This window comes from Bacillus sp. PS95 (genome assembly GCF_037963565.1).
Taxonomy (GTDB): Bacteria; Bacillota; Bacilli; order Bacillales; family Bacillaceae; genus Bacillus; species Bacillus subtilis.
In genome coordinates this window covers 2,728,945-2,746,365 of the sequence record NZ_CP150160.1, presented here as the reverse complement: position 1 = coordinate 2,746,365, position 17,421 = coordinate 2,728,945, and the positions used below count along the sequence as shown (strand labels likewise).

At 45.2% G+C, this 17,421-nt stretch carries 15 protein-coding genes, 1 other RNA gene and 1 other annotated feature; of the genes, 14 read left to right on the top strand and 2 right to left on the bottom strand.

Annotation, left to right across the window (positions count from 1 at the left end; all coding sequences use genetic code 11):
- The first annotated feature begins 36 nt into the window (after nucleotides 1–36).
- The 6 genes from NSQ12_RS14320 to dtd all read left to right on the top strand — a co-directional run bounded on the left by NSQ12_RS14320 (nucleotide 37) and on the right by dtd (nucleotide 6,703).
- On the top strand, nucleotides 37–534 hold the full coding sequence (locus NSQ12_RS14320) for a cation:proton antiporter regulatory subunit (RefSeq protein WP_339174974.1): 498 nt from the start codon (nucleotides 37–39) through the stop codon (nucleotides 532–534).
- Nucleotides 535–609: 75 nt separating this feature from the next.
- Entirely contained in the window at nucleotides 610–933 is a 324-nt protein-coding gene (locus NSQ12_RS14315) for a lipopolysaccharide assembly LapA domain-containing protein (RefSeq protein ID WP_003229740.1), read from the top strand.
- Between the two features lie 66 nt (nucleotides 934–999).
- Nucleotides 1,000–3,360, top strand: coding sequence for a single-stranded-DNA-specific exonuclease RecJ (gene recJ, locus NSQ12_RS14310; protein WP_032726300.1), 2,361 nt, complete (start codon nucleotides 1,000–1,002; stop codon nucleotides 3,358–3,360).
- Nucleotides 3,361–3,365: 5 nt separating this feature from the next.
- Nucleotides 3,366–3,878, top strand: coding sequence for an adenine phosphoribosyltransferase (locus tag NSQ12_RS14305; RefSeq protein WP_003229745.1), 513 nt, complete (start codon nucleotides 3,366–3,368; stop codon nucleotides 3,876–3,878).
- Between the two features lie 167 nt (nucleotides 3,879–4,045).
- Nucleotides 4,046–6,250, top strand: a complete 2,205-nt coding sequence (relA, locus tag NSQ12_RS14300; RefSeq protein ID WP_003229747.1) for a GTP diphosphokinase — start codon at nucleotides 4,046–4,048, stop codon at nucleotides 6,248–6,250.
- Nucleotides 6,251–6,262: 12 nt separating this feature from the next.
- Nucleotides 6,263–6,703: a D-aminoacyl-tRNA deacylase gene (gene dtd / locus NSQ12_RS14295; protein WP_004398689.1), complete on the top strand. Its 441-nt coding sequence runs from the start codon at nucleotides 6,263–6,265 to the stop codon at nucleotides 6,701–6,703.
- A gap of 26 nt (nucleotides 6,704–6,729) precedes the next feature.
- Here the strand turns inward: dtd and NSQ12_RS14290 are convergent, their stop codons facing one another.
- On the bottom strand, nucleotides 6,730–8,286 hold the full coding sequence (locus NSQ12_RS14290) for an SH3 domain-containing protein (RefSeq protein ID WP_339174972.1): 1,557 nt from the start codon (nucleotides 8,284–8,286) through the stop codon (nucleotides 6,730–6,732).
- Nucleotides 8,287–8,418: 132 nt separating this feature from the next.
- Here NSQ12_RS14290 and NSQ12_RS14285 point away from each other — a divergent pair, with 132 nt between their 5' ends.
- The 5 genes from NSQ12_RS14285 (at nucleotide 8,419) to NSQ12_RS14265 (ending at nucleotide 13,137) form a co-directional block, all read left to right on the top strand.
- Complete coding sequence (locus NSQ12_RS14285; RefSeq protein ID WP_004399157.1) at nucleotides 8,419–8,589, top strand: YrzK family protein; 171 nt, start codon at nucleotides 8,419–8,421, stop codon at nucleotides 8,587–8,589.
- A 59-nt stretch (nucleotides 8,590–8,648) separates the two neighbouring features.
- Nucleotides 8,649–8,881 (top strand) — a binding site (T-box leader).
- A gap of 89 nt (nucleotides 8,882–8,970) precedes the next feature.
- Entirely contained in the window at nucleotides 8,971–10,245 is a 1,275-nt protein-coding gene (gene hisS, locus NSQ12_RS14280) for a histidine--tRNA ligase (protein ID WP_326227525.1), read from the top strand.
- Between the two features lie 13 nt (nucleotides 10,246–10,258).
- The gene (gene aspS / locus NSQ12_RS14275) at nucleotides 10,259–12,037 is read left to right on the top strand and encodes an aspartate--tRNA ligase (RefSeq protein WP_326145907.1); all 1,779 of its coding nucleotides are present in this window, start codon (nucleotides 10,259–10,261) and stop codon (nucleotides 12,035–12,037) included.
- 60 nt (nucleotides 12,038–12,097) lie between these two features.
- Nucleotides 12,098–12,290: non-coding RNA, 6S RNA (gene ssrS, locus NSQ12_RS14270), on the top strand.
- 82 nt (nucleotides 12,291–12,372) lie between these two features.
- Nucleotides 12,373–13,137, top strand: a complete 765-nt coding sequence (locus NSQ12_RS14265; protein WP_014480428.1) for a tRNA threonylcarbamoyladenosine dehydratase — start codon at nucleotides 12,373–12,375, stop codon at nucleotides 13,135–13,137.
- A 41-nt stretch (nucleotides 13,138–13,178) separates the two neighbouring features.
- On the opposite strand, the gene NSQ12_RS14260 is transcribed toward NSQ12_RS14265, so the two are convergent.
- A complete protein-coding gene (locus NSQ12_RS14260; RefSeq protein WP_015714437.1) occupies nucleotides 13,179–14,444 on the bottom strand; it encodes a replication-associated recombination protein A in 1,266 nt (421 codons plus the stop codon).
- Between the two features lie 202 nt (nucleotides 14,445–14,646).
- Here NSQ12_RS14260 and cymR point away from each other — a divergent pair, with 202 nt between their 5' ends.
- From cymR to mnmA, 3 genes are read left to right on the top strand one after another with little or no spacing between them, the layout of a single operon-like run.
- Nucleotides 14,647–15,063, top strand: coding sequence for a cysteine metabolism transcriptional regulator CymR (gene cymR, locus NSQ12_RS14255; RefSeq protein WP_003225879.1), 417 nt, complete (start codon nucleotides 14,647–14,649; stop codon nucleotides 15,061–15,063).
- 18 nt (nucleotides 15,064–15,081) lie between these two features.
- Nucleotides 15,082–16,224, top strand: a complete 1,143-nt coding sequence (locus NSQ12_RS14250; protein WP_003229769.1) for a cysteine desulfurase family protein — start codon at nucleotides 15,082–15,084, stop codon at nucleotides 16,222–16,224.
- A gap of 27 nt (nucleotides 16,225–16,251) precedes the next feature.
- The gene (gene mnmA / locus NSQ12_RS14245) at nucleotides 16,252–17,367 is read left to right on the top strand and encodes a tRNA 2-thiouridine(34) synthase MnmA (protein WP_339174967.1); all 1,116 of its coding nucleotides are present in this window, start codon (nucleotides 16,252–16,254) and stop codon (nucleotides 17,365–17,367) included.
- Nucleotides 17,368–17,421: the final 54 nt, after the last annotated feature.

Genomic DNA, 17,421 nt, shown 5'->3' with positions numbered 1-17,421 from the left:
TATGACTGGTTTTCAGATATGTAGGAGGGTTTATATATGAGGGTTCGCGAATCAGAGCTGCCGGGCATAGGACAAAAAGTTGAAATGATTACTAGAAACCGTGATAAAATTTCAATTATCATTCATCATGACGGACGGAGAGAGCTTTACTATTTTGACGAAAACGACCATGAGGAATGTGTTGCCTCCGTGCAGTTTGATGACGCTGAAGCAAGGCAAATGTCTGCAATTCTTGGCGGAATGGCATATAAACCGAAAGCATTAGAACAGGTCGAGTCAGCCCTTGATGATTTGATTATAGAGTGGTGTAAAGCAGAGGCGGGAGCGCCTGCCATTCATCAGACGATTGGTGATTTGAATGTGGGTCAGGAATATCATGTGACTATCATTGCAATTGTTAAAAAGAATCAGGATAAACAACTGAATCCGAGCTCTGAAACAGTCATTGACGAAGGCGATACACTTGTGATTTCCGGTGAGGGAACCGGACTGAAGAGGCTGATCAGGGAAAAATTAACAGCAAAGGGAGCTTAACCTAGTGTTAAGCCATGTTTAAAACCAGTCTTGATGGGGAAAGTTACCTCAATAAGAAGTTTGGGGGAAAAGAGAATGAATAAACAATGGACCATTATTTTCGCACTTATTTTCACCTTAATTGTCGCTATTTTCGCAGTCATTAATGTTCGATCCGTAGAAGTTGATTACCTGTTTGGAAGATCAGAATGGCCGCTCATTCTTGTTATTTTGGGCTCAGTTTTAATGGGAGCGCTGATCGTATTTTCTGTCGGCATTTTTCAGGTAATGAAATTGAAGCGGGAAATAAAAACCTTGCGGAAAGAAAATAGAACAGCAATACATAAACAAGAGGATACTCATCTTGCTGATCAGACTGACACACAGGATGCATCAGCCATGATTGAGAAAAAAGACTAGTTTTCGAATATTATTTGAAACCCCTCAGCCTGCTCTAGTATAATAGGGTGGTTGAGGGGTGAATTTATGTTAGCGTCAAAAATGCGATGGGAAATCCAGCGACCAGATCAGGATAAGGTCAAATCACTCACAGAACAATTGCATATAACACCTCTTGTTGCGTCCCTGCTTGTAAAAAGAGGCTTTGATACGGCAGAAAGCGCTAGGCTGTTTTTACATACAAAGGATGCCGATTTTTATGATCCTTTTGAAATGAAAGGCATGAAAGAAGCGGCAGATCGAATAAAACAGGCGATTTCACAACAAGAAAAGATTATGATATATGGCGATTATGACGCCGATGGGGTTACAAGTACGTCAGTGATGCTTCACACGCTGCAAAAACTGTCGGCTCAAGTTGATTTTTATATACCTGACCGTTTTAAAGAAGGATATGGACCTAATGAACAGGCGTTTCGTTCGATTAAAGAACGGGGCTTCTCTTTGATCATTACGGTTGATACAGGAATTGCCGCTGTGCATGAAGCGAAGGTGGCAAAGGAACTCGGACTGGATGTCATCATTACCGATCATCATGAACCGGGACCGGAGCTTCCGGATGTCCATGCGATCGTCCACCCGAAGCAGCCTGGCTGCACTTACCCGTTTAAGGAGCTTGCCGGGGTTGGAGTCGCGTTTAAGCTTGCCCACGCTTTATTGGGTGAACTTCCTGATGAACTGCTTGACCTGGCGGCTATCGGTACTATTGCCGATCTAGTCCCGCTGCATGACGAAAACAGATTAATTGCAACACTAGGACTTGAAAGGCTTCGACGGACAAATCGGCTCGGCTTAAAAGAGCTGATTAAGCTGTCAGGCGGAGACATCGGAGAAGCGAACGAAGAAACAGTCGGATTTCAGCTCGCACCAAGGCTGAATGCCGTCGGAAGAATCGAACAGGCGGATCCCGCTGTTCATTTGCTTATGTCAGAGGATTCGTTTGAAGCGGAAGAGCTTGCCGCAGAAATTGACCAGCTGAACAAAGAGCGCCAAAAAATGGTCAGCAAAATGACGGATGAAGCGATTGAAATGGTTGAACAGCAAGGGCTCGATCAAACTGCAATTGTCGTGGCCAAAGCCGGATGGAACCCGGGAGTCGTCGGGATTGTGGCTTCAAAGCTTGTGGACCGTTTCTACCGACCGGCCATTGTTCTTGGCATTGATGAAGAAAAGGGAATCGCTAAAGGTTCGGCCCGAAGCATCAGAGGATTTAATTTATTTGAGAGCCTTTCTGAATGCAGAGATATTCTTCCTCATTTCGGCGGCCATCCAATGGCTGCGGGGATGACGCTGAAAGCCGAAGATGTGCCGGATTTGCGAAGCAGGCTGAATGAAATAGCGGACAATACGCTTACGGAAGAGGATTTTATTCCCGTACAGGAAGTCGACCTTGTCTGCGGCGTCGAAGACATTACAGTTGAAAGCATCGCAGAAATGAACATGCTGTCTCCTTTTGGCATGCTGAACCCGAAACCGCACGTTCTCGTAGAAAACGCAGTACTGGAAGATGTCCGCAAGATAGGGGCAAATAAAACTCATGTCAAAATGACGATCAGAAACGAGTCGTCCCAGCTTGATTGCGTCGGTTTTAATAAAGGCGAGCTTCAAGAAGGCATCGTACCGGGTTCAAGAATTTCCATTGTCGGTGAGATGTCAATCAACGAATGGAACAATCGAAAAAAGCCGCAGCTTATGATAAAGGATGCCGCTGTTTCTGAATGGCAGCTGTTTGATTTAAGGGGAAAACGGACGTGGGAAGACACAGTTTCCGCCCTTCCATCTGCTAAACGGGCCATTGTCTCTTTCAAAGAAGACTCAACAACATTACTTCAAACTGAAGACCTTCGCCGAGAAGTGCACGTCATCAGTTCTAAAGATCAAGCAAAGGCGTTTGACCTCGATGGTGCATATATTGTATTACTGGATCCGCCGCCTTCGCTGGACATGCTCGCACGTTTGCTGGAAGGCAAGGCGCCTGAGCGGATATATTTTATTTTTCTCAATCATGAGGACCACTTTTTATCAACTTTTCCCGCAAGAGACCACTTTAAATGGTATTATGCGTTCTTGCTGAAAAGAGGCGCTTTTGACGTGAAAAAACACGGTTCAGAGCTTGCAAAACATAAAGGCTGGTCCGTTGAAACAATCAATTTCATGACAAAGGTGTTTTTTGATCTCGGTTTTGTTAAAATAGAGAATGGTGTGCTGTCTGTTGTGAGCGGAGCAAAGAAACGCGACTTAACAGACTCACAAACATATCAGGCGAAACAGCAGCTGATGGAACTGGATCAAAAGCTGAATTATTCTTCTGCTGAAGAGCTGAAGGAATGGCTGAATAAGCTGATGAAACAAGATTCAGAGGCTTATGAAAGTACGAGGAGGACATAAAACAGATGGATTTAAAACAATACGTAACAATTGTACCGGATTACCCGAAAGAGGGCGTGCAATTTAAAGATATTACGACACTGATGGATAAAGGCGATGTATACCGCTATGCCACAGATCAAATTGTTGAATATGCGAAAGAAAAGCAAATTGATTTGGTCGTTGGCCCTGAAGCGCGCGGCTTTATTATCGGCTGTCCCGTTGCTTACGCGCTTGGCGTAGGTTTTGCGCCGGTCCGCAAAGAAGGCAAGTTGCCTCGTGAAGTAATCAAAGTGGATTATGGCTTGGAATACGGAAAAGACGTATTAACGATCCACAAAGATGCGATTAAGCCTGGTCAGCGTGTGCTTATTACAGATGACCTGCTTGCGACAGGCGGCACAATTGAAGCGACAATCAAACTTGTTGAAGAACTTGGCGGCGTTGTTGCTGGTATCGCTTTCTTAATCGAGCTTTCTTACCTTGACGGCAGAAATAAGCTCGAAGATTACGACATCTTAACATTGATGAAATACTAAGGATAACCGCATAACGAAAAAGCACTCCATGTCAGGGTGCTTTTTTCCTATTGTTTTGCATTTATTTTATATAATATTTGGCTATTTGAACTTCTGCTCTTTACATCTTTCGTTTTTTTCTTGATAATAAACTACAATACAGTTTACATTTTAAAAAAGGTGATTCCATGGCGAACGAACAAGTATTGACTGCCGAGCAAGTTATAGATAAAGCGCGCAGCTATCTATCTGATGAGCATATCGCATTTGTCGAAAAAGCATATCTGTACGCTGAAGATGCTCATCGCGAGCAATACCGCAAATCGGGCGAGCCATATATTATTCATCCGATTCAGGTTGCGGGGATACTCGTTGATCTTGAAATGGACCCTTCCACAATCGCGGGCGGATTTTTGCACGATGTCGTGGAAGATACAGATGTGACGCTCGATGACCTGAAAGAAGCATTTTCCGAAGAAGTGGCAATGCTTGTAGACGGCGTAACGAAACTCGGCAAAATTAAATATAAATCTCAAGAGGAACAGCAGGCGGAAAATCATCGCAAAATGTTTGTCGCTATGGCTCAAGATATCAGGGTCATATTGATCAAGCTGGCGGATCGTCTTCACAATATGCGGACACTGAAACATCTGCCTCAGGAAAAACAGCGGAGAATCTCCAATGAAACGCTGGAAATTTTTGCTCCTTTGGCGCATCGTCTCGGGATTTCAAAAATTAAGTGGGAATTGGAAGATACGGCGCTCCGTTATTTGAACCCTCAGCAATATTACAGAATTGTCAACCTCATGAAGAAGAAACGTGCAGAACGAGAGCTTTATGTCGATGAGGTTGTCAATGAAGTGAAGAAACGTGTCGAAGAAGTAAATATCAAGGCTGACTTCTCGGGACGCCCGAAACATATTTACAGCATTTATCGAAAAATGGTGCTGCAAAATAAGCAATTCAATGAAATTTACGATTTGTTGGCTGTCCGTATTCTTGTGAATAGCATAAAGGACTGCTACGCGGTGCTTGGCATCATTCACACATGCTGGAAACCGATGCCAGGCAGATTCAAAGATTATATCGCAATGCCGAAGCCGAATATGTATCAATCGCTTCATACAACGGTTATTGGGCCTAAAGGCGATCCGCTTGAAGTGCAGATCCGCACCTTTGAAATGCATGAAATAGCGGAATACGGGGTTGCGGCTCACTGGGCTTATAAAGAAGGGAAAGCAGCCAATGAAGGTGCAACCTTTGAGAAAAAGCTTTCTTGGTTCCGTGAAATTTTAGAATTTCAAAATGAATCGACAGATGCAGAAGAATTTATGGAATCGCTCAAAATTGATTTGTTCTCTGACATGGTGTATGTCTTTACGCCAAAAGGAGATGTAATCGAGCTTCCGTCCGGTTCTGTTCCGATTGACTTTTCTTACCGGATTCACTCTGAAATCGGCAATAAAACAATCGGTGCCAAAGTAAACGGAAAAATGGTTACGCTTGACCATAAGCTTCGGACAGGTGATATCGTTGAAATTCTCACCTCTAAGCATTCCTACGGTCCGAGCCAGGATTGGGTGAAGCTTGCCCAAACATCCCAAGCGAAGCATAAAATCCGTCAATTCTTTAAGAAACAGCGGCGTGAAGAAAATGTCGAAAAAGGCCGTGAGCTGGTCGAAAAAGAAATTAAAAACCTGGATTTTGAATTGAAGGATGTTTTAACGCCGGAGAATATTCAAAAGGTTGCTGACAAATTTAATTTCTCAAATGAAGAGGATATGTACGCGGCGGTCGGTTACAACGGCATCACAGCTCTGCAGGTGGCGAACCGCCTAACAGAAAAAGAGAGAAAGCAGCGCGATCAGGAAGAACAGGAAAAGATCGTTCAGGAAGTCACTGGGGAACCTAAGCCATACCCGCAAGGAAGAAAACGGGAAGCTGGCGTTCGTGTCAAGGGTATTGACAACCTCCTTGTCCGTTTATCAAAATGCTGCAATCCTGTGCCAGGTGATGATATTGTCGGCTTTATCACAAAAGGCAGAGGGGTTTCGGTCCATCGCGAAGACTGTCCGAATGTCAAAACGAATGAAGCCCAAGAGCGGCTGATCCCGGTAGAGTGGGAGCATGAGTCACAAGTTCAAAAGCGCAAGGAATACAATGTTGAGATAGAGATTCTTGGGTATGACCGCCGCGGATTGCTGAACGAGGTGCTCCAGGCAGTGAATGAAACGAAAACAAATATTTCATCTGTCTCTGGCAAATCGGATCGCAATAAAGTGGCAACCATTCATATGGCGATTTTTATTCAGAATATCAATCACTTGCACAAAGTCGTCGAGCGTATTAAACAGATTAGAGATATCTACTCTGTGCGCCGCGTCATGAACTAAAGGGGTTAGAAAATGAGATTAGTTGTTCAGCGAGTAACAGAAGCAAGCGTTACAGTGGACGAAGAGGTCGTCGGCCAAATTGGACAAGGCCTTATGGTGCTGGTCGGCATCACTCATGATGATACAGAAGATGATGCAGCTTATTTAGCCGATAAAGTTGTCAATCTCCGTATTTTCGATGACAGTGAAGGAAAAATGAATCTGTCTCTTGTAGATATAGGAGGAGAGATTTTATCCGTCTCACAGTTTACGCTTTATGGAGATACGAAAAAAGGGCGCCGGCCGAACTACATGAACGCGGCCAAACCTGATAAAGCTTTAGGTCTTTATGAAAAATGGAATGACCTGCTTCGTGAAAAAGGAATCAAAGTGGAGACCGGAACGTTTGGAGCAATGATGGATGTTCAGCTTACAAACTCCGGACCGGTCACGCTCATTATGGATTCAAAATAAAAAAAGCTGCCAAAAGGCAGCTTTTTTTATTGGAAGTATTTCTCTAATCCGCTTTCGATCCCATCTGTTACTTTTTCTTGGTATGAATTGCTATGTACAATGGCTTCTTCCTGCGGATGGCTTACATATCCCAGCTCGTACAGCATAGCGGGCTGTCTGTTTTCCCGGAGCACATAATAATCTCCGAATAATACGCCGCGGTCTGGAATGGAAGAACGCTTCACCACTTCTGAGTGGACATCTGATGCGAGTTCCTGATCTTTGGCAGGACTGTAGTAATATGCTGTACTGCCTCTTGTAGAGGTATCCGCATAGCTGTCATAATGAATGCTGATAAAGGCGTCAGCGTTACGGTAGTGAGAGGTAGAGACCCGTGACTGCAGGCTGACAAAGGTATCATCCTGGCGTGTCACATATACATCCGCTCCAGCCGATCTAAGTTTGCTGGCGAGCAGTTTTGCCGTTTTGATCGTCAGGTTTTTCTCGAATTTCCCCGAATACCCGATCGTTCCGCTGTCTTTTCCTCCATGTCCCGGGTCAACAATAATCGTTTTATTGTTTAGAGAGCCGTTTCCAGACGGGGAATCAGAGACTGGCGGTTCACCTGCTTCTTCTGCGCTTTTAGACGTTTGGACCACCCAATTGGCTACATAAGCAGTTTGCCCGTTATCAAGCTTTATTTCATACCAGCTTCCCTTTGAACCGGTAATGGTGTATGAATCTCCTTTGGCAGCGCGCTCAACGATCGAAGCTGATGTTGACGCATCACTTCTTAGATTCGTTCCTCCGTACATGATATAGGCTTTTTTAGCGGAGGATGAACTGCCGGCATTTGCTGAATCATCAGCTGGAACAGAACTAGTCAAAAGGTAATGGCTTGCAACCCAGCCTTTTAGCCCGTTCACCTCAATGTGAGCCCAGCCATTTTTCTCGTTGAGAACCGTCAGTTTCGTTCCGCGATCAAGTTTTGTTATAATTGCCGCGTCATGTGAGGCGGAGGCTCTTACATTTAGCGAAGAAACACCGACTGTGCCCGTCGTTGACGCACCGGAATCCTCGGTTTGGTCACTCTCATCAGACGCTGAACTGCTGCCTCCTGATGTGACATATTCAGATGATACCCATCCGGTGGCACTGTGATAGGATATCTTCATCCAGCCCGAATCTTTATCAATGACAGATGCTTGGCTGCCTTGCGGGAATTTGCCGATGACTTCGTAGGAAGTGCCCGGGCCGCTTCTCATCCGCAGATCGGGGTCTGTTGATGTCACAGTGTCACTGCTTCCTGAGGAGCTTGTGCTGGCCTGGTCTTCCTTTGTAATAAGCCAGGAGACTACCCAGCCCTTTTTTCCGGAACCAAGCTGTATCTGCACCCAGTCTCCATCTTCCTTTAAAATTGGATAGCGTTCTCCCTTTTTTACTTCCGCTGTAATGCCGTAGCTAAGCCCCGGGCCGCTTCTGACGTTCATTTCATCTGTTGCGATGACCGCTTCTCCTTGAGCAGCTGTAACGGATGAAAAGGTCGGGAATAGCGCTGCGGTGAAAATAATACATACAATAAGGACAAAGTATTTCTTGTTCATTGTGTCCTCCTTTCTGATGATCATTAAAAAAGCATTCTTGTTTAATATCGTAAAGTCCTTTCTGATTTTTAAATAAAAATAAAATGATTTGTTTATACTAAGCGTAAATACAATCAAAAAGGTGTGCAAATCATGAAATATCATCCAAAAATGGGACGTGCATTTCACGACGGTGAAGCGAATCTGCATTACAGCGATCACGCAGATCCCGATACGACTGGTTATCTTACGGAAACAGCATCTGAATTTGGTCTTATGTCCAAAGAAGCAGCGCTGAGGAAAAACAACCGGAATAAAGCTTGACAGAGAACCCCAATCCCATTATTATAATAGAAATTGAGTACATAGCAAATGATGAAAGATTTGAACCAATAATGGAGAAGAGTAGGTCAGATTGCATGATTAGAGAGGAACCCGCCCTAGGCTGAAAGCGGATCCCATTGCGTCTTTCTCGAAACAACACTCCGGAGGTTTCCTGCTGAACGCGTGAATAACGCCATTAGGCAGTGAACGTGAACCTGCGTTAAAGGATCGAGCGGGAATATGAACGTATTCCAACTAGGGTGGCACCACGGGTATAACTCTCGTCCCTACTATCATGTATAGTAGGGGCGGGAGTTTTTTTCATTTTCATCATTAACGATCATTGGATATTTTATAAGGAATACATAAGGAGGTCTACCTATGGGATATAACATTCCGAGAGGAACACAGGATATTCTGCCTGGAGAATCAGATCGCTGGCAGTATGTTGAACAAATTATGAGAGACACTTGCCGCACTTATCAATATAAAGAAATCCGCACACCGATTTTTGAGCATACAGAACTGTTTGCCAGAGGCGTCGGAGAATCAACGGATATCGTACAAAAAGAAATGTATACCTTCGAGGACCGCAAAGGCAGAAGCCTGACGCTTCGTCCGGAGGGAACAGCTGCTGCGGTTCGCGCCTTTAATGAAAACAAGCTGTTCGCAAATCCTGTACAGCCGACAAAGCTTTATTATGTCGGGCCGATGTTCCGTTATGAACGTCCTCAGACGGGCCGTTACCGCCAGTTTTATCAGTTTGGAATTGAAGCGATTGGTTCGAAAGACCCTGCAATCGACGCTGAAGTAATGTCGCTTGCGATGAGTATTTATGAAAAAGCAGGTTTAGAAAACGTTAAGCTAGTCATAAACAGTCTCGGCGATCAAGATAGCCGCAAAAGCTACAGAGAAGCGCTCGTGAAACACTTCGAGCCTCGCATCGAAGAATTTTGTTCAGACTGCCAGTCACGGCTGCACACGAACCCGCTTAGAATCTTGGACTGCAAAAAAGATCGAGATCATGAGCTGATGAAATCAGCGCCTTCGATTTTGACATATTTAAATGAAGAATCAGCCGCTTATTTTGACAAAGTGAAACAATACTTAAATGATCTTGGCATTTCGTATGAAATCGATCCGAACCTTGTGAGAGGGCTGGATTATTACAACCACACCGCATTTGAAATTATGAGCAATGCGGAGGGCTTTGGCGCGATTACGACACTAGCCGGCGGCGGACGCTACGACGGGCTTGTCGAACAGATCGGCGGACCTGAAGCACCGGGCATCGGATTTGCGATGAGCATCGAACGCTTGCTTGCCGCAATTGATGCTGAAAAAAGAGAGCTGCCTGTTGATAAGGGAATCGACTGCTATATCGTCACACTCGGCGAAAAAGCAAAGGATTATTCTGTTTCATTGGTGTACAAACTGAGAGAAGCAGGCATTTCCAGTGAAATCGATTATGAAAATAAGAAAATGAAAGGCCAGTTTAAAACAGCTGATCGCTTAAATGCCAGATTTATTGCGATTTTGGGTGAAGATGAGCTTGCCCAAAACAAAATAAATGTAAAGGATGCACAGACGGGCGAACAGATTGAAGTGGCACTTGATGAATTTATACATGTGATGAAGGCAAACCAAAAGGGATAAGGAGTGAAACGCATTGTTTGGAAGAACATATTATTGCGGTGATATAACTGAAAAAGCAATTGGCGAATCTGTAACGCTGAAAGGCTGGGTCCAAAAAAGACGAGACCTCGGCGGATTGATTTTTATTGACTTGCGTGACCGTACGGGCATTGTTCAAGTCGTTTTTAACCCTGATGTGTCAAAAGAAGCGCTTGCTATTGCGGAAGGCATCAGAAATGAATACGTGCTTGATATTCAAGGAAAAGTGGTGGCGCGTGAAGAGGGAACAGTTAATCCGAATTTGAAAACAGGCGCGATCGAAATACATGCTGATGGAGTGAACGTATTAAATGCTGCAAAGACACCTCCATTTGCGATTTCTGATCAAGCTGAAGAAGTGTCAGAGGACGTTCGTTTAAAACACCGTTACTTAGATTTGCGCAGACCGGCTATGTTCCAGACGATGCAGCTGCGCCATAACGTGACGAAAGCTGTTCGCAGCTTTTTAGATGAAAATGGGTTTCTTGATATTGAAACGCCGATTTTAACAGGAAGCACGCCTGAAGGCGCACGTGACTACCTGGTGCCGAGCCGTGTGCACGAAGGTGAGTTCTACGCGCTGCCGCAGTCCCCGCAGCTATTTAAACAGCTTCTGATGGTATCAGGCATTGAACGATATTATCAAATTGCCCGCTGTTTCCGCGATGAAGACTTGCGTGCGGACCGTCAGCCTGAGTTTACGCAAATTGATATTGAAATGTCCTTTATGAGCCAGGAAGACATTATGTCATTGGCTGAGGAGATGATGGCAAAGGTTATGCGTGAAACAAAAGGTGAGGAACTTCAGCTTCCTCTTCCTCGAATGACGTATGACGAAGCAATGAACAAGTACGGGTCTGATAAACCGGATACGCGTTTTGACATGCTTTTGACAGATGTGTCTGACATTGTAAAGGATACGGAATTTAAAGTGTTCTCATCAGCTGTAGCAAACGGCGGCGTGGTCAAAGCCATCAATGTAAAAGGCGGTGCCGGCGATTACTCCAGAAAAGACATCGACGCTCTTGGCGCTTTTGCTGCAAACTACGGGGCAAAAGGGCTTGCCTGGGTGAAGGTTGAGGCAGACGGAGTGAAAGGCCCGATCGCTAAATTCTTTGATGAAGAAAAGCAGTCTAAGCTGATTGAAGCACTTGATGCTGCTGAAGGTGATTTGCTGCTGTTCGGAGCGGATCAATTCGAAGTTGTGGCCGCATCACTCGGCGCCCTGCGCTTAAAGCTTGGGAAAGAGCGCGGGCTGATTGACGAAAAATTGTTCAATTTCTTATGGGTCATCGACTGGCCGCTATTAGAGCATGATCCGGAAGAAGGCCGTTTTTACGCAGCGCACCATCCGTTCACAATGCCTGTCCGAGAAGACCTTGAGCTGATTGAAACAGCGCCTGAAGACATGAAAGCGCAAGCTTATGACCTCGTCTTAAACGGCTATGAGCTTGGCGGCGGTTCAATCCGTATTTTCGAAAAGGATATTCAGGAAAAAATGTTTGCGCTTCTCGGCTTCTCACCAGAAGAAGCGGCTGAACAGTTTGGATTCCTGCTGGAAGCATTTGAATACGGCGCTCCTCCGCACGGCGGAATCGCACTTGGCTTAGACCGTCTCGTTATGCTTCTCGCAGGACGTACGAACCTGAGAGATACGATTGCATTCCCGAAAACGGCAAGTGCAAGCTGCCTGATGACAGACGCGCCAGGCGAAGTAAGCGACGCCCAGCTTGACGAGCTTCATCTTTCTATCAAGAAAAAAGTTAAGAACTGATTGGGCAGTTCGATTCTTGAAAATCAAAATCGTCTGTGATATGATTTTGACAAGTTAAATAAAGTCCTGATGTGTTAGTTGTACACCTAGTTTTGACCGAACATTTTTTTGATTTGGGAGCCCGCATTTTTAAATGGCGTACATGCCTCTTTTCATTCGGTAAAGAGGACTTACAAGATTTAAAAGAGGGCACCCACCTGCTGAGAGCGGGTTCAAAACAAAGGAAAGCTGCAACGGCACTATTGGGACTTTATTTTTTGTGCGCAGAAAAAACGGCTGCTCATGGATCAGCCATTTTATAGATGAAACCAGAATACGAATGTGGAGTGAGGTTCTTGTTACACCAGTTTTCACGCAATGAATTAGCTATCGGAAAAGAAGGCCTTGAAACGCTGAAAAACAGCACAGTTGCTGTGCTTGGAGTCGGGGGGGTCGGATCGTTCGCGGCGGAAGCTCTCGCGCGGTCAGGCGTCGGCCGCATTCTGCTTGTCGACAAAGATGATGTCGACATTACAAATGTAAACCGTCAGCTTCACGCGCTGCTTTCAACTGTCGGACAGCCGAAAGTTGATTTAATGAAGGCACGGATCGCAGACATTAACCCTGAGTGTGAAGTAATCTCGTTAAAGATGTTCTATACGGAGGAAACGTATGAGCAGTTTTTTGACTATGATCTTGACTATGTCATTGATGCGTCAGACACCATCTGTTATAAAATTCATTTAATGAAGGAATGTCTGAAACGGGATATTCCGCTCATCTCCAGCATGGGTGCAGCAAATAAAACGGATCCGACACGCTTCCAAATCGCTGATATCTCAAAAACGCACACTGATCCAATTGCGAAGGTCGTCCGTACGAAATTACGCAAAGAGGGTATCAAAAAAGGCGTTCAAGTGATTTTCTCTGATGAAAGCCCGATTGTCATTCGGGAAGATGTCAGAAAAGAAGTGGGGAATGACGAAGCGAAAATACGTAAAGCAAAAATGCCGCCTTCCTCTAATGCTTTTGTGCCGTCAGTTGCAGGTTTGATTATGGGCGGACATGTTGTCATGGATCTTTTGAAAGACATTGAAATCAAACGTGTGAAGGATAAATAATGCATAAAAACAGCCTTGATGATCAAGGCTGTTTTTTTGTTTTATTTTCTTTTCATTAATTTATCGTACACCTGCTTTAAGGCGGATTCGAATTTTCCTGTCTGTTTCGGCTTATAGTATTGCTTATTTTTCAGAGGATCAGGGAGGTATTGTTGTTCGACCCAACCGTTGTCGTAATTGTGCGGGTATTTATAGTCGATTCCTCTTCCTAATTCCTGAGCTCCTTTATAATGCGCGTCTTTTAAATGCTTCGGGACATCCCCAATTTTTCCGGCTCTGATATCTGCCAGGGCCTCATCGATTGCCAGAATGGCAGAGTTTGATTTCGGTGAGAGGCAAAGCTCAATAACTGCGTTGGCCAGCGGGATTCGCGCTTCAGGAAACCCGACTCGCTCAGCGGTCTGAATAGCGTTCAGCACTCTAGGACCGGCTTGCGGGCTTGCTAAACCGATATCTTCATAGGCGATAACAAGCAATCGTCTTGCGATGCTCTCCAGATCACCGGCTTCAATTAATCTAGCCAAATAGTGAAGAGCAGCGTTGGCATCAGAGCCGCGGATCGATTTTTGAAAAGCGGACAGTACATCATAATGCGCGTCACCATCTTTATCGTGAGAAAAGCTTTTTTTCTGCAAGCATTCTTCCGCGGTTTCTAATGTAATGTGAATTTCACCGTCTGCTGACTCCTTCGTTGACAACACGGCAAGCTCAAGCGCATTTAAAGCGGAGCGGACATCTCCTCCGCATCCGTGGGCAAAATGCTCCATCGCCTGATCATCAATGGATACAGAATAGGTGCCAAGGCCCCGATGCTCATCATGGAGCGCACGTTCCAGTGCCTGTTTAATCAGATCAGGTGTTAACGGTTCAAGCTCAAAAATCTGGGTCCGGCTTCTGATCGCCGGATTAATGGCATGATACGGGTTAGCCGTCGTTGCTCCGATCAAAATGATCATTCCGTTTTCTAAATAGGGTAATAGAAAATCCTGTTTTCCTTTATCCAGCCTGTGGACTTCATCCAGAATCAAAATCACTTGGCCGGACATCTTGGCTTCCTGAGCTACGATTTCCATATCTTTTTTATTGTTAATGACAGCATTCAGCTTTCGAAAAGCAATACTTGTTGAACCGGCGATTGCTGTTGCGATTGATGTTTTTCCAATTCCGGGCGGCCCGTACAAAATCATGGATGACAAATGTTTTGCCTGGACCATTCTGCCAATAATTTTATCTTCAGCCACCAGATGCTGCTGGCCGATAATATCCTCTATTTTTGTCGGACGCATCCGATATGCCAATGGCTTCATCTATCATCTCTCCTTACTTAATTACAGGGTAACGGAAAACCGTACATTAGAAAAGGGTAAAGGCCCCTTTCCTTCTGCCTCAATGAAAATTCGCTGAAGGTATGTTATAATAACAGTTGGTCTATAAGATAATAAACGGACGAAACATATAGAAATTACCATTATAAATGTGGAAAATCATGAAATAACAGAGGTGTTCATGTTGAAAATATCAACTAAGGGAAGATACGGGCTCACCATTATGATCGAGCTTGCAAAAAAGCACGGTGAAGGCCCGACTTCATTAAAAAGCATCGCACAGACGAATAATTTGTCCGAGCATTATTTGGAGCAGCTGGTATCGCCGCTCAGAAATGCCGGTTTAGTGAAAAGCATCAGAGGCGCATATGGCGGATATGTATTAGGCAGTGAGCCGGATGCCATTACTGCGGGAGATATTATCCGTGTGCTTGAGGGGCCGATCAGCCCTGTTGAAGTGCTGGAAGATGAGGAGCCTGCCAAGCGTGAGCTCTGGATTCGCATCCGGGATGCTGTAAAAGAGGTTTTAGACAGTACAACATTAGAGGATCTTGCCAGCTATACAGACGGAGAGCAAGAAGCTTATATGTTCTATATTTAGATCAGAGGTGTAAACATAATGGAACGGATTTATTTAGATCATGCCGCAACGTCTCCGATGGATGAGCGCGTGCTGGAAAAAATGATACCGCACTTCTCCGGCAGTTTCGGTAATCCCTCCAGTATTCATTCATTTGGCAGAGAATCTCGAAAATGGGTGGATGAAGCAAGAGCGCAGATCGCAGCAGAAATCGGAGCGGCAGAGCAGGAGATCATTTTTACAAGCGGGGGAACGGAAGCTGATAACTTGGCGATCATGGGAACCGCACTTGCAAGAAAAGATCTTGGCAGACATATCATCACAACAAAAATTGAGCATCACGCCGTGCTTCACACATGTGAAAAACTTGAGGAAGACGGATTTGACATAACGTATCTGGACGTTGACCAAAATGGAAGAGTCAGTGCAAAACAGGTGAAAGAAGCACTGCGTGATGATACAATCCTTGTGACAGTGATGTATGGAAATAATGAAGTCGGAACAGTGCAGCCGATCGAAGAAATCGGTGAGCTGTTAAAGGAACACAAAGCTTATTTTCATACCGATGCTGTTCAGGCATTCGGGTTGCTGCCAATTGATGTGAAAAACAGCCATATTGACCTTCTGTCTGTTTCCGGGCACAAGCTCAACGGGCCAAAAGGGACAGGCTTTTTATATGCTAGTAAAGATGTGAAGCTTTCACCCCTTTTATTCGGAGGAGAGCAAGAAAGAAAACGCCGTGCCGGAACGGAAAATGTTCCAGGCATTGTCGGGCTGAAAGAAGCGATCAAGCTGTCAAGTGAAGAACGTGACGAAAAAAACGAGAAGTATCAATCGTTTAAAGCAATCTTTGCCGACACGCTTAGAGATGCAGGCGTGGCATTCGAGGTCAACGGGGACAAAGAGCATAGTCTGCCGCATGTTCTGAATCTTTATTTCCCCGGTGTGTCAGTGGAAGCGCTGCTGGTCAATCTTGATATGGCTGGTGTCGCTGTCTCCAGCGGTTCAGCGTGCACGGCCGGTTCAGTCCTGCCGTCACATGTTCTGACTGCTATGTTCGGCGAAGAGAGTGACCGGCTGACGTCCTCTATTCGAATCAGCTTCGGCCTCGGCAATACGGCTGAGCAAGTGAAAACTGCTGCCAAACATGTGGCCGACGTTGTCAAACGGCTGACACAATAAGGCGGCGTAGTAATTGGAGTGAATGAAATGGAAAAACGGCCGGAGGATACAAGAGTCGTTGTCGGCATGTCCGGCGGAGTAGACTCATCTGTGGCGGCCCTGCTGTTAAAAGAACAGGGCTATGATGTAATCGGAATCTTTATGAAAAACTGGGATGATACGGACGAAAACGGTTTTTGCACGGCGACAGAGGATTATGAAGATGTGATCCGCGTCTGCAACCAAATCGGAATTCCGTATTATGCCGTAAACTTTGAAAAGCAATATTATGAGAAGGTATTTCAATACTTCCTTGATGAATATAAAGCAGGCAGAACACCAAACCCGGATGTATTGTGCAACAAAGAAATTAAATTCAAAGCCTTTTTGGAGCATGCATTGTCACTTGGCGCCGACTATTTAGCGACTGGCCACTATGCAAGAGTAGACAGAAGCGGCGGAAAAATCCAAATGCTGCGCGGCATTGATGAAAACAAGGATCAAACGTACTTCCTGAATCAGCTGACAGAAGATACGCTGAGCAAAGTCATGTTCCCGATCGGCGAACTTCAAAAAAGCCGTGTGCGTGAAATCGCCAAAGAAGCAGAACTTGCAACGGCGACGAAAAAAGACAGTACAGGCATCTGCTTTATCGGCGAACGCAACTTCAAAACGTTTCTCAGCCAATATCTCCCTGCACAGCCGGGCGATATGATGACGATGGACGGCGAAGTAAAAGGCCGCCACGACGGGTTGATGTACTATACGATCGGACAGCGTCACGGCCTTGGCATCGGCGGAAGCGGCGAGCCGTGGTTTGCGGTAGGCAAAGATCTTGAAAAGAACATCCTCTACGTGGATCAAGGGTTCCATAACCCGCTTTTATATTCCGACAAAATCACAGCAACAAATATCAGCTGGGTACGTTCGGATATCATAAAGGGCGAAGAGATTTCCTGCACGGCTAAATTCCGTTACCGCCAAGAAGATCATAAAGTAACGGTGCGCATGACTGGCGAGGGTGAAGCGGAAGTCATCTTTGATGAACAAGTCCGCGCTGTAACGCCGGGACAAGCCGTTGTCTTCTATGACGGCGAAGAATGCCTTGGCGGCGGGACAATTGATGATGTGTACAAAGACGGAACAAAATTGTGGTACGTATAAAAGATGAAAAACCTCAACACTGAGTTGGGGTTTTTTAATGAAAGGAAGATGATC

What these genes read in the sequence shown, in the direction of transcription:
- NSQ12_RS14320 (WP_339174974.1), top strand. Translation starts at nt 37, where the DNA reads ATGAGGGTTCGCGAATCAGAGCTGCCGGGCATAGGACAAAAAGTTGAA.
- NSQ12_RS14315 (WP_003229740.1), top strand. Translation starts at nt 610, where the DNA reads ATGAATAAACAATGGACCATTATTTTCGCACTTATTTTCACCTTAATT.
- recJ (WP_032726300.1), top strand. Translation starts at nt 1,000, where the DNA reads ATGTTAGCGTCAAAAATGCGATGGGAAATCCAGCGACCAGATCAGGAT.
- NSQ12_RS14305 (WP_003229745.1), top strand. Translation starts at nt 3,366, where the DNA reads ATGGATTTAAAACAATACGTAACAATTGTACCGGATTACCCGAAAGAG.
- relA (WP_003229747.1), top strand. Translation starts at nt 4,046, where the DNA reads ATGGCGAACGAACAAGTATTGACTGCCGAGCAAGTTATAGATAAAGCG.
- dtd (WP_004398689.1), top strand. Translation starts at nt 6,263, where the DNA reads ATGAGATTAGTTGTTCAGCGAGTAACAGAAGCAAGCGTTACAGTGGAC.
- NSQ12_RS14290 (WP_339174972.1), bottom strand. Translation starts at nt 8,286, where the DNA reads ATGAACAAGAAATACTTTGTCCTTATTGTATGTATTATTTTCACCGCA.
- NSQ12_RS14285 (WP_004399157.1), top strand. Translation starts at nt 8,419, where the DNA reads ATGAAATATCATCCAAAAATGGGACGTGCATTTCACGACGGTGAAGCG.
- hisS (WP_326227525.1), top strand. Translation starts at nt 8,971, where the DNA reads ATGGGATATAACATTCCGAGAGGAACACAGGATATTCTGCCTGGAGAA.
- NSQ12_RS14260 (WP_015714437.1), bottom strand. Translation starts at nt 14,444, where the DNA reads ATGAAGCCATTGGCATATCGGATGCGTCCGACAAAAATAGAGGATATT.
- NSQ12_RS14250 (WP_003229769.1), top strand. Translation starts at nt 15,082, where the DNA reads ATGGAACGGATTTATTTAGATCATGCCGCAACGTCTCCGATGGATGAG.
- mnmA (WP_339174967.1), top strand. Translation starts at nt 16,252, where the DNA reads ATGGAAAAACGGCCGGAGGATACAAGAGTCGTTGTCGGCATGTCCGGC.